14 protein-coding genes are annotated in these 13,705 nt (G+C 41.8%); 2 read left to right on the plus strand and 12 right to left on the minus strand.

Going from position 1 to position 13,705, the window contains the following annotated elements; translation table 11 throughout:
- Positions 1-87 precede the first annotated feature (87 nt).
- Positions 88-855 (plus strand): hydroxymethylpyrimidine/phosphomethylpyrimidine kinase, encoded by a 768-nt coding sequence (locus tag J4G44_RS12130; RefSeq protein ID WP_167846215.1) that lies wholly within the window; start codon positions 88-90, stop codon positions 853-855.
- A 63-nt stretch (positions 856-918) separates the two neighbouring features.
- Here the strand turns inward: J4G44_RS12130 and J4G44_RS12135 are convergent, their stop codons facing one another.
- The 8 genes from J4G44_RS12135 to rpe all read right to left on the minus strand — a co-directional run bounded on the left by J4G44_RS12135 (position 919) and on the right by rpe (position 8,509).
- Positions 919-1,557, minus strand: coding sequence for a nuclease-related domain-containing protein (locus J4G44_RS12135; RefSeq protein WP_004975258.1), 639 nt, complete (start codon positions 1,555-1,557; stop codon positions 919-921).
- Between the two features lie 51 nt (positions 1,558-1,608).
- Positions 1,609-2,100 (minus strand): methylated-DNA--[protein]-cysteine S-methyltransferase, encoded by a 492-nt coding sequence (locus tag J4G44_RS12140; protein ID WP_004975257.1) that lies wholly within the window; start codon positions 2,098-2,100, stop codon positions 1,609-1,611.
- Between the two features lie 95 nt (positions 2,101-2,195).
- Positions 2,196-2,513 (minus strand): quaternary ammonium compound efflux SMR transporter SugE, encoded by a 318-nt coding sequence (gene sugE / locus J4G44_RS12145; protein WP_207973703.1) that lies wholly within the window; start codon positions 2,511-2,513, stop codon positions 2,196-2,198.
- A gap of 146 nt (positions 2,514-2,659) precedes the next feature.
- Entirely contained in the window at positions 2,660-3,721 is a 1,062-nt protein-coding gene (locus tag J4G44_RS12150) for a cation efflux transmembrane domain-containing protein (RefSeq protein WP_004975253.1), read from the minus strand.
- A gap of 122 nt (positions 3,722-3,843) precedes the next feature.
- Positions 3,844-4,797, minus strand: coding sequence for a copper resistance protein B (locus tag J4G44_RS12155; protein ID WP_207973704.1), 954 nt, complete (start codon positions 4,795-4,797; stop codon positions 3,844-3,846).
- Positions 4,784-6,829 (minus strand): multicopper oxidase domain-containing protein, encoded by a 2,046-nt coding sequence (locus J4G44_RS12160; RefSeq protein WP_004975248.1) that lies wholly within the window; start codon positions 6,827-6,829, stop codon positions 4,784-4,786. Before J4G44_RS12160 ends, J4G44_RS12155 begins: the two co-directional genes overlap by 14 nt.
- 45 nt (positions 6,830-6,874) lie before the next feature.
- Positions 6,875-7,501, minus strand: a complete 627-nt coding sequence (locus J4G44_RS12165) for a hypothetical protein (RefSeq protein ID WP_228291698.1) — start codon at positions 7,499-7,501, stop codon at positions 6,875-6,877.
- 321 nt (positions 7,502-7,822) lie between these two features.
- Positions 7,823-8,509, minus strand: a complete 687-nt coding sequence (gene rpe / locus J4G44_RS12170) for a ribulose-phosphate 3-epimerase (RefSeq protein WP_004975246.1) — start codon at positions 8,507-8,509, stop codon at positions 7,823-7,825.
- 229 nt (positions 8,510-8,738) lie between these two features.
- Between rpe and J4G44_RS12175 the strand changes: the two genes are divergently transcribed.
- Entirely contained in the window at positions 8,739-9,020 is a 282-nt protein-coding gene (locus tag J4G44_RS12175; protein ID WP_207973968.1) for a DUF2218 domain-containing protein, read from the plus strand.
- Positions 9,021-9,030: 10 nt separating this feature from the next.
- On the opposite strand, the gene J4G44_RS12180 is transcribed toward J4G44_RS12175, so the two are convergent.
- From J4G44_RS12180 to J4G44_RS12195, 4 genes are all read right to left on the minus strand, one after another.
- Positions 9,031-10,062, minus strand: coding sequence for a M48 family metallopeptidase (locus J4G44_RS12180; RefSeq protein ID WP_207973705.1), 1,032 nt, complete (start codon positions 10,060-10,062; stop codon positions 9,031-9,033).
- A 14-nt stretch (positions 10,063-10,076) separates the two neighbouring features.
- Positions 10,077-11,180 (minus strand): YjgN family protein, encoded by a 1,104-nt coding sequence (locus J4G44_RS12185; protein ID WP_154320405.1) that lies wholly within the window; start codon positions 11,178-11,180, stop codon positions 10,077-10,079.
- 168 nt (positions 11,181-11,348) lie between these two features.
- Entirely contained in the window at positions 11,349-12,188 is an 840-nt protein-coding gene (fghA, locus tag J4G44_RS12190; protein ID WP_154320404.1) for an S-formylglutathione hydrolase, read from the minus strand.
- 18 nt (positions 12,189-12,206) lie between these two features.
- On the minus strand, positions 12,207-13,616 hold the full coding sequence (locus tag J4G44_RS12195) for a C13 family peptidase (RefSeq protein WP_207973706.1): 1,410 nt from the start codon (positions 13,614-13,616) through the stop codon (positions 12,207-12,209).
- Between the last annotated feature and the right edge of the window lie 89 nt (positions 13,617-13,705).

A 13,705-nucleotide genomic window follows, 5' to 3' on the forward strand; every position in this document is an offset into this window, starting at 1 on the left:
ATGTCAGCCTATGTGCCTAAATGACTATCGAGTGTTACTCCAAAGTTGCCTATACTAACGTAAATAGAAGCAATTAAGGATATGTGTGTGCGACCAACAGTACTATGTTTTTCTGGTTTAGACCCTTCGGGTGGCGCTGGTTTACAGGCTGATATTGAAGCCGTTGGCAATAGCGGTGCACATGCAGCGATTGCCTGCACAGCACTGACCATTCAAAACTCTCAGCAAGTATTTGGCTTTAAAGCAACGTCTAAAGAATTGTTATTGGCGCAAGCCAATGCGGTGGTGAATGATTTGCCCATTAAAGTTGTAAAGTCGGGCATGTTGGGCACCACTGACAATATTGCAGCGCTGGCAGATTTTTTACGTGCACATCCTGATTATTTATATGTGCTTGACCCTGTTTTGGTTGCCAATAGTGGTGGTTCTTTAGGTAATCAAGCGACTTTGGTTCAGGCATTTGTCGAGTTGATTCCACTGGCGACTTTAATCACGCCAAATACTGTGGAATTACGTGCCTTAACGGGTGAAGATGATTTAGAACGCGCAACAGCTAAATTATTTGCAATGGGCGCGCAGGCCGTTTTGGTCAAAGGTGGGCATGAAGATACCCCTGATCATATTCGTAATGCACTGTATATTAACAATGAAATGGTTTCAGAAACCCGCTGTCCACGGCTTGAAGGTGAATATCACGGTTCAGGCTGTTCATTGGCGAGCTTTATTGCAGGGCGCTTGGCAATGGGAGATCAACTGAAACAAGCGGTACAACATGCTGAAACTTGGTTGTTTGGTGTGCTTAAATATGCGGAAACGCCTGTACCGAACGGACAGAAAATTCCGAAAAGGTTTTAGTGCTTATCGTTCAACTCCTTCAAACCCTGATCACCTTGTATCAGGGTTTTTCATTGCAACTTTTTAACGTTCGTGCCGTTGTTTCAAATTTTCGACATGTTGACGATTGGTTTTCCAAGACTTATCAAGTAGTTCTTTTTCAATTCTCAGCTGAATACGTTTCAGTTTCATCGGTGAAATGACTTCATGCCGAAAACCTTTGACATACTCAACCCATGCACTGCCTTTAAAAACATTGTTGGGCAAAGAGGTCTTAAACTCACAGTCTGGCATAAATACAATCACAGAATGCAGATATTCAGGCTCGACAATATCGCTCAATACTGATTCCAAAACTTTTATATGCTTATAGTTCTGATAGACAGGATTTTGAAACTTGTAGGTCTTTTTATAAATTTTTTGTGTCCATACTTTTTGGCGTTCTCCACCAAAAATCCAGCCTTTATAGTTTTTTGTTTCAATCACAAAAACCCCAAAAGGACTCAATAAAATATGATCTATTTGAGTTGTTCCTGCGAACTCATCAGGCAAAGTTACATCATTCAACAAGATATAACGTTCATCTAAATACAACTTCACATGCGTACTTACTGCGAGTTCCCCCACCTTTCCCTTTAGAAAAGGTTTGAAAATTTTGATCAGCCCTACACCTGCAACAAGCAGAATAAGCCACCAAAACTGCAACAATAATGTTTTTAACATTTCCCCTGCTCTATTTTATTTTGATCAAAATTGTTGTTGAATCTCAGTCATTTAAACTTTTGAAGTTGAAGATTCTAACTTTAACAAAATCGCTTTATTATCCAACCCGCCTGCAAAGCCCACCAATTTTCCACTTGCACCCACCACCCGATGACACGGTGCAATAATCGAAATTGGATTTTTGCCATTTGCCGCCCCTACGGCACGCATCGCATTCTCACTACCAACTTGTTCGGCAATTTGCTTATAACTACGAGTTTCCCCAAAAGGAATGCTTAATAACGCCTGCCAGACTTTCTTCTGAAATTCAGTGCCTTCAAAATCAAGAGGCACATCAAATTGCTGACGCTGACCTGCAAAATACTCTTGGAGTTGCTGCTGAGTTTTGAGCAAAATTGGATGATCATCTTGTCGAACTAAACTGGCTAAACGTACCCGTTTATGATCTTCGTTATCCCACATTACCGCAACCAATGCGTGATCGTGAGCCACCAATTTAAGCACGCCTACAGGAGTGTCCATTTCAGTAAATGCCAATTGCATTATTTTTCTCCTCAAGCAGGTTGGGTATCAGGTCATCCTGTTTTTAACTCAAACCGATCTGTTATTGAGCACACACTAAAAGACTGCATTCCAAGTTAGCTGGATGAAATTTTCATAAGCACCAAACCTGAAATAATCAGAACTGCAGCCAACATACGCATAGCACTGGCAGGTTCGCCTAAAACAAAAATACCGACTAAAAATGAACCGACTGCGCCTATACCTGTCCAAATCGTATAAGCCGTGCCTAATGGCAAAGTACGCATGGCATAGGCCAAAAGCGCAAAACTTAAAATCATAAAAAAGAGAGTCACGATACTGGGCGTTAATTTACTAAAGCCGTCAGACAACTTCATGGAGTATGCCCAAACCACTTCAAAAATACCCGCCAATATCAACATCATCCAGGCCATAACGCCCTCCTTCAATAGCATGAAATCAGGCCGTCCTGAAGATTTTTCTTGTCGAGTGTTCAGTCACTTTGACTATTTCTAAAAACCCAAACAAGGGAGGTCGTTCCTCCTGTTGCAATTTAAGCCACCGCGCAGCGATGATCCGTCTATTTTAAACTTAAAATTTTGCGCGCACCATTCAATACAAACATGGCCACAACTAAGCCAATAATCAGGTCTGGATAATTCGACCCTGTCAGCATCACCAAACCGCCCGCGATAATCACACCTAAATTCACAATCACATCATTGGCGGAAAAAATATAACTGGCTTGCATGTGGGTTCCACCATCTTTATGCCCTGAAATTAGCCATAAACAGGTGACGTTTGCCAGCAATGCCACAGCACCAATGACCATCATCAACATGGATTCAGGCTCACTGCCTAAGAAGAAACGGCGCAGGACATCAAAGATAACCAGTGCAGCCAAACCCAGTTGTACCCAACCAGACAAATGTGCAGCTTTGAGCTGTTTCTTGGCGGATTGACCCACGACAAATAAAGCCAAACCATACACGGCGGCATCGGCAAACATATCTAAGGAGTCAGCAATTAACCCAGTCGAAGATGCAATTAAACCTGCAATTAATTCCACCAAAAACATAGCGGCATTAATACCAAGCAAGGCATATAGCACTTTTTGTTGTGCAGCGCTGTTAGATACAGGCAGTTCAGTTTGTGTATTGGCTTCAGTCTGTTGCAACACAGCACCCAAACCCAATGCTTCTAATTTATGGGTAATTTCTGTGGCAGATTGGTTGCTGTGATAAACCTTTAAAAGTCGTGCAGGTGAATCAAAAGACAAGGCTGCAATATCATTATGATCTGCCAAAGCAATCCGCACCATTTGTTCTTCTGCGCCACAATCCATTTTAGGAATATGGTATGCACTCACCCACGGACTCAAAAGTTCCGAATCCAAAATTGTTGCTTTATCTGCCTTGGCAGTCGTTGCAGATGTACAGCTATTTTGATCAGCACAGCTTTTTTCTGTATCGCAAGACGAACCACAGCCTGTATCGCCACATGACTTGGAGTGTGTAGGCGCAGTTGCACAAGGCTGGTTTACATTTTTTTGCGTATCACAACCACAGCCAGTATTGTTTAGATTTTGGTTTTCTAAGTTTTTATCTTGATTCGATTGAGGATCTTGAGTTGATGAAGACATACGCCACACCCAAAAATACAATAGGCTCAGTATAAACCAAGCCTATGTATTTAGGGACAATCTATTCTATTTAGAAGCAGCAACGATCCATTGACTTAATCATTGATAAATACCCCTAATCATTAAAACCTGAAACGCAAGCCTATCGCATATAAGCCGCTCTGCTCGGAATCGGTTGCAGACTGCCAATCAGTGTGTTGATCACCTTTCGTATACTCATAACCTGCACTGATATACGGCATGATGTTCTTGCTGATTTCATAACGCATTTCCACACCCACAGCTGCGCGGTTGAGTCCTGTTTTTTTCGCATATTTGGCATCATCCTGCAGAATAACATCTACATCTAAATAAGGCTGTGCGATCAATTTCTGAGTCAATAACAGATCCCGTGTGGTTTCCAAACTCAAAGCCGCATATTGATCCTCACCCAAATAAAAATAAGCATCGGTTTCAAAAAAATATGGAGCTAAACCATGTAAGCCAAACACAGCGTCAAACTTATCTTCTCGGTCTGTTTGATGCTCTTGCTGATTCACTTCGTGTCGATAACGCACACCTGCTTGCACATCCCAAAAATCTGAAATCATACGACTGTATAACAACTTGGCATCATATTCAGTCGCTTGTGACTCTTGCTTATCGCTATGAATTTTCACAAACAACTTGTTTTCATCAGTTCCGATACGAGTTTGTAATTTAGATTTGAGTACTCCCTCGGCATGATCATTCACTTGCCATTGCGTATCTAAAGTGCTCACCGCGTACACCTGCGCACCATGTTCTTTACGATGATCGTGTGACTGCGACTCTTGCACGGACGAATCGGATTGATGCGATTGATGCGATTGATGCGATTGATGCGATTGATGCGATTGATGCGATTGATGCGATTGATGCGATTGATGCGATTGATGCGATTGATGCGATTGAGTATCAGCCTGAGCTGCAATTGTTGCAATCTCTGCTGAACTGGCATGTGCACTATGCACCTCTGTCGCTGCTAGCCCAACTGTACTGATGCAGCAGACAGAAATACTTAAAACTGTTTTCGCAAAAAGATTAATGTTGTGCATGTGCTGCTCCTTTTTGCGCTGTCGCTGAAGGGGTTTGAGTGGCTTGAATTGCTGTGGTTGAAAGCGGTTCATTTTCACTCACCTGCGCTACAATCAATTTATTCATCATTCCCGCGCTCATGTGATAGAGCAAATGACAATGTATTGCCCATTCACCTAATTCATCTGCAGTAAGCAGTGCAGTTACAGTTTGACCTGGCGGCACAATTAAGGTGTGTTTATTCGGCATTTCTGCTGCCGTTTGACCATTTTCCAACTGCATAAACATGCCATGTAAATGCATTGGATGTGCCATCATGCTGTCATTGATAAATTTAATCCGAATACGCTCACCATATTTCACCTTGAGTGGTGTGGCATCACTAAATTTCTTACCGTTGATTGTCCAGATATAACGCTCCATCGTACCGCCTAAACGCACGACCAATTCACTGCTTGGTTCACGTGTATCTGCTTGTGGCTGCAGCGATTTCAAATCTTCATAGTGCAAGGCTTTATGCCCCGCGGGTGTAGAAGCATTTGCCCATCCATATACCACCGCATTTTTGTGTTCTGTTGAAGGCATGCCATGTTGTGTATGCGTATTTTCAGACATTGTTGCATGGTTCATCTTGGAATGATCCATTTCCGACATTACCGCATGATTCATCTTGGAATGATCCATTTCTGACATCGCTACATGGTTCATCTTGGAATGATCCATTTCCGACATCGCTGCATGATTCATCTTGGAATGATCCATCTCCGACATTGCTGCATGGTTCATCTTGGAATGATCCATTTCCGACATCGCTGCATGGTTCATCTTGGAATGATCCATATCCGACATCGCTGCATGGTTCATTTTGGAATGATCCATTTCAGACATCGCTGCATGATTCATTTTTGAGTGATCCATTTCAGACATCGTTGCATGGTTCATCTTGGAATGATCATCGCCTGAATGCTCTGTAGCATGCCCCATATCTTGCATGGTGAGTAAAGCACGCGGGCGCGCTGCAGGGAGCTGTAGATTTGATGTTGCAGAATGAAGTTCACTCTGCAAGCTACCCACAGCAAAACCTGAGCGGTCTATTGATTCCGCTTCAATTTGATAATGCGCTGCTTGAGGTTCAACAATCACATCGTAGGTTTCTGCAGTGCCGATACGAAATTCATCCACAGTAACAGGTTTGACTGGCTGACCATCGGCACTGACCACTGTCATTTTTAAGTTTGGAATCCGCACATCATAAAACGACATGGCAGAGGCATTGATAAAACGTAAACGCACTTTTTCATTTGGCTTAAATACACCTGTCCAGTTCTGTTCAGGTGTCTTGCCATTCATTAAAAAAGTATAGCCTGTGACATCGGAAAGGTCGGTTTTCAGCATGCGCATCTGATTCCACATTTTGCGGTCTGACCATGTGGCTTTTAGCCCATCACGCTGTACTTGACGCCAAACATCACCTAAGGTTTCACGCTGATTTTGATAAAACTCGGCTGAAATTTTTAAATCTTTCTGAATTTGATTGCTAGATTTTTCATGAAAATCTGACAGCATCACCACATAATCACGATCTGTGTATTCATGTGCGTTTACGGCTGGCTTGGCTTTAGGATGAATCACCAAAGAGCCGTATAGACCATCTTGTTCCTGACCTTTGGAATGTGCGTGATACCAATAGGTACCACTTTGACGTACTTTAAATTGATAAACAAAATGTCCTTGTGGCTTAATCCCTTGAAAACCATTAAATCCAGGCACACCATCCATCAAACCGGGCAACAATAAACCATGCCAGTGAATAGATGAGTCCTGATTTTTTAATTGATTATTAACGTGAATTACCGCCTCATCGCCTTCTTCAAATTCGAGTGCAGGCGCGGGAAATTGTCCATTGACTGTAATACGTTGAACAGGTTTTCCCGTGATATTGACCGTTTGTTCTGCAATGGTCAGGTGATATTCCTTGACCGCAGCAAATGCAGAACTCGAACACAATGCACAGACTGTTAAAAACAGCGCAGGCTGATAAAATTTAGACATGACTTAATCCTTAAAATAAAACGTAAAAGTGTTTTGAATTCAGGATTAAGCTTTGGGTGGACGTAAAATTTGCTGCCAATGCCCAAGTAAATGTTGAGCTTGATAAGCAGGCAACAGAATATTGACAGATGAAAGTGCTACAGGTTGAATCAGTTCAGGGACTTGCACATTCAACACACTGTTTAAGCTTTGACAATGCAACTGCGCACAGTCCTGACAATTCATCTTTGCAGTAGAAAAATCAGCCGAGCCATAACAATCTGCCGCATTTAAATCGGTATCCGTTGCGGATGTGTGCTGACTGAGATGATGGTTGGCCTTGGCATCATGCCCAGATATATGCTGCTTGGTTTCAGGATGCGTTTGTAAAGCTGTGGTATGACAATCTGGTAAAGATGTCATTTCACTCACTGCGGTTGCAGAATGTCGAATCTCAGACCCTGCTGCCTGATTTGACATCATCCAATCATGTGCAGGTTTTACCGCAGCACTAACAATACCACTCCACCCTATGACAAATGCCATCAGGACAACAAACCACATTTGTTTGTAGGGTTGAGTCAGCACTAAATAAATTCCTGAGTATGAAAGATGCAGACCTGAACTTGCACAAGAATTGAACATTTTTGCCAAGTACAATCCACAATCTGCAATGCACTCAATATAATTCATGCCCCACTTATACACAATATCTTCTGCATTGAAAAACAGAGTGAATCCGTGCGATTTAAAAGCCAACTAAAACAATCAAGTTATATATTAAGCAACTTATTTTTATAATTAACTGAGTAAATACTCAATAAATTCAGTGTATTTAAAATAAACAAAAAGGATTCGACTGAATCCTTTTTATACTTATTTTGTATAAGTCATAAACAATTGATGTACAAATGTTTATAAATTAATCGGCTTATCCATAGTGTTATCAACATAGATATCCATACGGTTATCTACAAAGTTATCCACAGCATAAGCACTTGTGATTGTAGAAATTTATACTTCGACTGCGCCAACTTTTGCCAATTCAGCACGCATTTCATCAATCACCGTTTTATAGTCTGGCTTGCCAAAAATTGCTGAGCCTGCAACAAACATATCTGCGCCCGCTTCTGCAATTTCACGAATATTGGCAGGTCCCACACCCCCATCGACTTCTAAACGGATATCACGACCTGAAGCATCAATGATTTGACGTGCCTGACGTAATTTCTCTAAAGTCATTGGAATGAATTTTTGCCCACCAAAACCAGGGTTCACACTCATGAGTAAAATCTGATCAACTTTATCAAGTACATAATCTAAATAATGCAGCGGTGTAGCAGGGTTAAAGACCAAACCCGCTTTTGCCCCACCCGATTTAATCAGTTGCAATGAACGGTCAATATGCTCTGAAGCTTCAGGATGGAACGTGATAATGTCTGCGCCCGCTTCTAGAAAATCACCAATCATGCGGTCTACAGGTTTTACCATTAAGTGCACATCAATTGGTGCAGTAATACCATAGTTTTTCAATGCCTTACATACACCTGCACCGAAAGTTAAATTCGGTACATAGTGATTATCCATCACATCAAAATGCACCACATCGGCACCCGCCTGAAGTACATTTTCCACTTCTTCGCCTAGACGAGCAAAATCTGCAGATAAGATAGACGGCGCAATTAAATAAGGCTTGGACATGGGAGAACCTAGCTAAATATTGGGATTGTGGCGCATTATAGCAAAGACTGCTTGGTGTGGTGGATTCTGTTACGATTGGATCATTCAGTTCGATGATTCAGGTCGATCAGCCAATTTGATAGTTCTATCTCCGCAACGCTCTGTTGCAGCACTCCACTGTTCTTTCAGTCTGGCTTTGTTATAGTAAAGGTCTTTACTCATTTGAACAAAATGCTGGTTTCAACAGATGATGAACAGTTCTGCCCATATTCAAACAACGCAAGCAAGCCGTATTGCCAAGCGTCTACTCAACCACTGGAAACATAAATTTGACGTTGCAGAAAGCGCAACCCAATACCAAATTATGATGCCAAGTGCCACAATTCTACTTATACCCCAAACACATGAGCTTGTAGTTGAAATTCAGGTAAAAAATACTGAAACAGATTTAAGTTACCTCGAACAAGTCGTGCTTGATCATTTAAGTCGTATGGGACAAACAGAATTGAGCGCGATTTGGCAACGGTACTAACTGTTTCATGTTAAGGCGCTAAACGCTGCGTTTGTTCAAAATCCTTAACCGCTTGAATACGTTTTTGTGTTGCAGGATGGCTTTGTAAAAAATCCAAAGGGCTTTTGGCGGTGTCTTCACCTGCATCTTCTGCCAAACGCTCCAAAAAATGTGCAAAATGAATGGTTGGAATGCCCTGAGCGTGCATCGTATTTAAAGCATAATGATCTGCTTCAGATTCAAAATTACGTGAATAATTTGCCCCTACGAGCGCAACAGGCAAGGTCGAAACTAAATCTGTACCATCTCCTGTAATCGCGAGCAAAATAATACTAAACCCTAAGCTCGATAAAGCCTGTTGCAAGCTGTGTCGTTCTACCAAATGTCCTTGCTCATGTGCCAACACGCCAATGATTTCCTGATCATTCTGTGCCAATTCCACCAATTCATCGGTCAAAATAATGGTGTTATTCGGAATTGCCAAAGCATTGGCGCCTAAGCCATGACCTTGTCGAAACAACACTTTGGCAGGTGTCTCTCCTGCAATGAGCTGTCGATAATCTGTCAAAATTTTCTGCTGACGCGCTGCAGGCAATTGGCTTGGCGCTGTCATGTCTAAGATATAACGCTCTGCTTCATCACCAATTTGCTTTAAGGTATTCGCAGGCAATTGAAAGGCAACATATTTGGATGCACTTGGGATGCCCCATTGCACTGTGGCAAATACCAGCAACAACACAAAAACCAGACTAAATACAATCAGACTTGGCGTACGTTCCAATTTCCAAATAGAATGCTGCACCTGTTTATTTCGCAGTTGAAACCATTCAGGCAAGGCTTGGGAAAATTCAATACGTGCATCGTCTTTAAGTTCAATGACAGGTTGAATTTTACCCAGTGCGCCCACCAACATCATGTCTTGATAATGATAGTGTCGTTGTTGCTGTAAATTTTCACCGTAGCGGATGAGTACCGACTGAGCATCTACAGGAGAGATTTTGGCAGCCCATGGTTTAGACACTACACCATCATAAAACACTACATCCACGACCTGTGCCGCCATATTCCTCTCCTAGTTTACAGCGATACATCAATATCAAAAATATCACTGATTTCTTCTGCAAGTGCGCTATATTCAGCCTGCAGTTTATTGATCATCAAATCTGGATCATTTTTTAAATGTAGACTCAAAGACTCAACCTGATAACGATATAAACGAATGGCTGCCCATGGGGTCATTAAACCCAAACTCAGAACTTTCACAATCCAATTGGTCACCACAATCCAAGTATAGTGCCACTGTCCGCAATCGGTCTGAAATTCACTACGACTGATACTGGTATTGTTCCATGTGGTGATAAAAATTCGCGCCGACATTAGTGGCCAAATTAAAAATATCCCCAACAGATAAACCGCTAAAAATAACCAAACCAACTGCGCAGGATTACGACTCAACTGTCCTGCCAAAGCCAACATTATCCCGACAGCAAGCAAAATGCCAAAGAACAAAAAAATAGGCATATACATTGCGCGCATATATGCTGGCCAGTCTGCTTTTAGTTTAAATTTAAGCTGTCCTGCATATAAATGGTCTAGGCAATAACGCTTATACATCCACACCAACACAGGAAAAAATAAGCCCAAAGTAAACAAATTAATTACGATACATTTTAGAAATACCCAATAGGCTTCTTTGTTACTGCCTGAAAAATAAAAACGGGCATTGCCAAATTTACTATTTCGCGCCTTAAAACGAATGGTTGCTCGAATCAACCACGGCACAGCCAAATATAAAGCCACCACGCCAATGACCATTGCTTTGACTGAATAATTGGAAATCACCGAGATCGCAACATAAATTCCAATAGCAATTAAACGTCCCAATAAAATTTTATGTGGGATGCCCGTGAAATCAAAACGACGTTTGATTAATTCGGTATTGCCATAAAAGTAGCGCAAACGACGTACTTTTGCCCACGGTGCATACAGCCCAAAGGTCACGATCATCAACAAAATATTGACAATCCAAATACCAAAATACTCTGAGGCGCTACCATGAAACTGAAAATGATGAATCCGTCCAAGTAATGGATTCCGTGCGGGTGGCGTTGTCGGTTCCACTGGAAAAAACGGGGAAGATGGCGTTGCTTGTTGTGGTGAATCCCATTCTGAATTGTGCATGTGATGCCTTATTTATTTTATTGTGCGGTCGTTATTTTACCCAGACACTCAAACCCAAATGAGCAATGTTTCCAAATGGTAAAAAAGCAAGTGTTCACCATTCTAATAAAAAGTGAACAACTTGCCTAGAAAAGTTTAAAAATCAATGCGTAAAATTGAGTACTTGGCTTAGTCCGCTTGCAATTGTACCGCATGGAATTGCAAATGCTGATCTATAAAGCTTTGAATGAAATAATAGCCATGATCATAGCCTGCATGTTCCCGCAAACTCAATTTTTGCCCAACCGCATCGCAAGCTTGCTGAAATAATGCAGGATTGAGCTGACTATAAAATTGATCTTTCAATCCCTGATCAATCAAAATTTCACTGAACAATGCACCTTTGACCTGCACCAAAGCAGTCGCATCGTGCTGTAACCATACTTGCTGATCTGTACCTAAATAATTAGAAAATGCTTTTTCACCCCACGGGCATTGGCTTGGCGCACAAATCGGAGCAAAAGCAGACACGGATTTAAATTTTTCAGGATATTTAAACGCGAGGGTCAATGCACCATGACCGCCCATACTGTGCCCCATGATGCCAACGTGCTGTGCCTGAATTGGGAACTGTTGCAGCACCAATTGATAAAGCTCATCGGTGACAAAAGTTTCCATTTGATAATGTGCCGCCCACGGTGCTTGTGTCGCATTGATATAGAAACCTGCACCCTGTCCAATATCCCAATGGTCGCCTTTGGCAACAGCTTCGCCACGCGGTGAAGTATCTGGACTAATCAAAATCAGTCCCAATTGCGCTGCCATGTGCTGCGCATGTGCTTTAATCGCAAAGGTTTCTTCGTTACAGGTTAAACCTGCCAAATAAAATACCGCAGGACAAGCCTGCCCCGCCAAAGCTTGTTCTGGTAAAAAAATGCCAAACTGAGTTTCAGTCTGTAAAGCATTGGAATGAAAACGATAAATTCGTTGCTCACCCTCAAAACAGCGGTTGTTCTGAATTAACTCCATCACCCTCTCCTCTTTGGCTTATTGAACAGATTGTGCACTCAATTGAATTTCAGCCGATGTTGCAACACTTTTTTGAGGAAACAAACGCTGCTCTAATTGTGGCAACATCAATTCCATATTTTTACCCATCGCCCATTGTGGCTCTGAAGGTTTAAAACCTTGCGCTTGCTCCCATTTCGCCACAGTCACTTTGGCTTCATTAAAAGCATTAGCAAAAGAGTTTTGTTCACGCATAGCCTGATCAAAAAAGGCACGACCAAAATAAGTATAATCAGCTTCGTTTGAACAACCAAACGACTCACGATCTGCTGCCGATGCAGTAATCACCAAGGTATTATCATCTTGCAAGGCGGATACAAAGCCACCTGAATAACAGGCTGAAATGACGATCACACGCCAACGAATACCCGATTTATCCAAAGTATCGCGTAACCATTTCGGATCGACCTGATTTAAGTCAAGTGGTGCATTTTCAATTTCAAAATGATCTTTTAAACCGTGTGAGGTCATATATAAAAACAGCACATCACTTTCACGGTTCATGCGTTGTCCAATACGGCGCAGCGCTAATTCAATACTAGTTTGTGAAGCAATTGGAATTACATTGCGGGTCATTGGGTTATTAATTAACACCATCGAACGCCCAAAAGTACCAAAACGAGTATCAAACTGTTCACGAATCCGTTCTATTTCAGACATAAATACGTCTTGATAACTCGCCCCTGCAACCCCTAAAAAGTACCAATGCGATTGAGCAAATTCCCCATATTGAATACTGTCTAAAGCTTTATTGAGTACACGACTTTGTGCATAAAAAGCTTCTTCGCTTAGACTTGGTGGAACTTCTTCTACCTTCCAAATGGGCTGACTTATCACTGACATTTGCCAAACCACCAAAGTGAATAAGGTCGCTAAAACAATCAGCGCACGTTCCCACCACGGCCAATGCAGCTCACGTGAAAACACCCACACTACTGCCAAACTTTGCCAAACAAACAGCACCATAAAAATGGTAGGTAAATAGTCATATAACACATACGGCAAGACATCCATCATGCCCATGTATTGAATCAAGCTTTGCAATAAAGCAACGTGAGTATCTAATACCAACCACAACAAAGCAGGTACTAACAATAAACGCGGGTTATTGACACGCTGAGAAAGAATGATTCCGACAATTAAGGCAATAAAGGGCCACAAGGCATAACTGACCAAACCTTGTGGGTTAAATTCACCCACTTCTCCCGCGACCAACCAACTGAATAAGGTATTGGCAAGACCACCTAAAATCCCCCAAAAAATCAGTTGTAAGATAGAAGGACGAATAATTTGCAAAGAGCGTCGCGAACCCAAAAATAACCAAACGCCTGCGGCTTGGTTGCTTTTAAAATCGTGCCAAAAATTAATGGAGGGTTTGAAGTCAATCATAGGATTCTGTTAATCGCAGCTCGCGTTTCCACACTCCAAGTTTATGCTTGTCGTCGTAATTATCAATTGTCAATTTTAACTATATAACA

This window comes from Acinetobacter towneri (assembly GCF_017498585.1).
Classification (GTDB): domain Bacteria; phylum Pseudomonadota; class Gammaproteobacteria; order Pseudomonadales; family Moraxellaceae; genus Acinetobacter; species Acinetobacter towneri.